The 2414-nt window shown below is 36.1% G+C and carries 2 protein-coding genes; both read right to left on the bottom strand.

Annotated elements, in window-relative coordinates; genetic code table 11:
- Nucleotides 1-147: 147 nt before the first annotated feature.
- Entirely contained in the window at nucleotides 148-1305 is a 1158-nt protein-coding gene (locus ABYK33_RS15395) for a PD-(D/E)XK nuclease family protein (RefSeq protein WP_373034204.1), read from the bottom strand.
- Nucleotides 1305-2414, bottom strand: a 1110-nt coding sequence (locus tag ABYK33_RS15390) for a DUF2779 domain-containing protein (RefSeq protein WP_373034203.1), incomplete at its 5' end; no start/stop codon positions are given. The genes ABYK33_RS15390 and ABYK33_RS15395, both read right to left, overlap by 1 nt.

Genomic DNA, 2414 nt, shown 5'->3' with positions numbered 1-2414 from the left:
TCGCACACCACATGGCAGCTTACGAAGACGCAGGCATCTACATCGATGAGGACTCTCCGCACTTGGACATGGTTTTTTAAGCCGTCTTTTTTATATATAACACTCCTTAAGAATGGTGCTCTCATCAGAGAGCATCGACTCTCCTCCCTATTTTTTTCTAAGTAAACTAGAAAGTTTCTGATCAGTGATGCTTAAACAATTAAATACCTTCTTGATATCCTCAATAATTTCAGTATAAAGATCATTTATACTTACATCATTTACATAACGATCCCACTTTTTGTCTCGAATCGCTATTAGCTGATTTCTATAATATCTCTGATTCTTTTTAGCTTTTTCAGGAAATAATTTTTGATAATATTTATCTAGTTTAGTATCTTCTTTTGGAATGTATAATGCTAGGAAAACGCCATCGTAGCCAAATGTCAAATTATAAAACAACTCATTATCATCATAAAGATTTTTATTAATACACTGAGTCCTGAAAATGATATCATTATTTTTACCTGCATAGTATTCACTCACAGCACCAATACCATTTAATTCATCTAATAAAATTTTTGATATTACTTCGTAATTCGACGGCTTATATTCATATAAGACTTCCAATGCTTCCCTATAGTTTTGGTCAGCCCATATTTTTTCACACAATGCTTTCAATTGTTTATCAGCCACTATGCCTCTCCTTTTTAGTAAATCAATATAACTTTTAACGATCAATCTAATTTTAGGTAAAACCTCGTTTGTATCTAATATTTCATGCAAACAACTAACTAGCATCTCATAACTTGCGTTTATCCAATTATCTGTAGATGCATCAGATAAATCTGGTGTTAAATAGATAAAAAACATTTTAAAATCAGAGAAATTTTTATTCACATACTCTTCATATTTATTTAATTGACCACCATCTTCACCTTCTGTACGCTCATTTGCAAAAACCTTATTCTCAATTGCTATAACAACATGATTTACATTGTCCACAATTAAAAGATCAATACCATTTTTTTCTCTAAATATTTCTATTGATCGTTTATATTTTGGTAAAAAAACATAGTGAAGTAATTGATCATCTTTTGCCAAGTCTCCTACTTTGGTAAGAAATTTTTCAAGTATCTGATGCTCAAAATCATGTTCTCTCCTATCGAGCAACCACGCTAAAACATTTGAATGTTTAATTTCCTGAGAACCCATCCCTGTAACTTCAAATATATTCAAATCCATAAAATTATTAGTAATTGCTGAGATGTTCTTTTGAACATCAACATCAAAAATAAAAGCTTCTAATTTTTCCACCAGAGTCATTAGAGTACTCCTTTTAAATGTTTCAAAATTTCAACCATCGCCAAAGTATCGAGCTTGCAGTACGCTAACAACGCATTTCTAATCTTCTCTTTTTCTTCCGGTGCCATTCTCGAAAGCCTGGCAAAAGCATTCATGGCTTCGGTTCCGTTTTGTACACCGTCTAGCTCTTTGTAGGCACGTTCCATTTCTGGCACCAGTGCAGGTAGAACGTATTTTATGGAGTAACTTCCCTGCATCTGTGGTGTGACGTAATACTGCTTTTGGAACGGGAGCATCAGGTCGTTCAGGTTTTCATTGATGCTTCGTAGATGATCTGTTAATTCACTGTAATTTATAGCGAGCTTTTCAATGACCCCTTTTTCAAAGCTCATGTTATATGCCAGTACTGTTACATGAACCGGAATGTCTTCTACCAGTCTTGTTGCAAGTTCTTGTCGTGGGTCGCTGCCATCTTCTGCTAAAAACTCTTTATGCTCTAGTGTGCCGTCTGCATGCTCTATATGTAACGAATACTGGAACGGGATCTGTTGGTATGGGCTTATCCCTTTCCACTCAGGAATAGCCTGTTGAAAGGTCTCGAAGTCGAGATGATAGATAGGATAGGTCAAGGTATCAAGAAAGGCTTCGATGCTCTCTTTGTCAATGTAGCTCGCCTGACTTTTCCAGTTCTCTACCTTTTGTTTTTGGATCGCTGTCATTTTGAGTTCATCCGGAATCTCTTCGATCTTTACAATGCCCTGCTCGTACAGTTCTATCTGCTTTTTAGTGCCGGGATTAAAGATATTGAAAACCGAGTAATCTGGAATGTCTCTTTGAACTTTCCAGCAATAATCCTTGGCATCACATTTGTAAGGGTTGTTGCAGTGTTTGCCGATCTCGATGTTTGGCTCATGTTCTCGGTCTGAAAGATACATCTCAAACTCGCTTAATTTTTGCGGTATACCTGCTTGCAGAGCATTGACTTCATCACTGACGTTGGCAATTGTAAAGAGACCGTTGAGGTCTAGCTCATCACCTCTAACGTAAGAAGTGTCAATGTGTACTACATTTGAACTTATGACATTAAATCCAAGACTTTCAAGCACATACTGCTGTATAGAAACGTCATG

This window comes from Sulfurovum sp., assembly GCF_041562805.1.
In the GTDB taxonomy this organism is placed as follows: Bacteria; Campylobacterota; Campylobacteria; order Campylobacterales; family Sulfurovaceae; genus Sulfurovum.
Note: the sequence above shows the minus strand (reverse complement) of the source record. Positions and strands in the feature narration are given on the sequence as shown.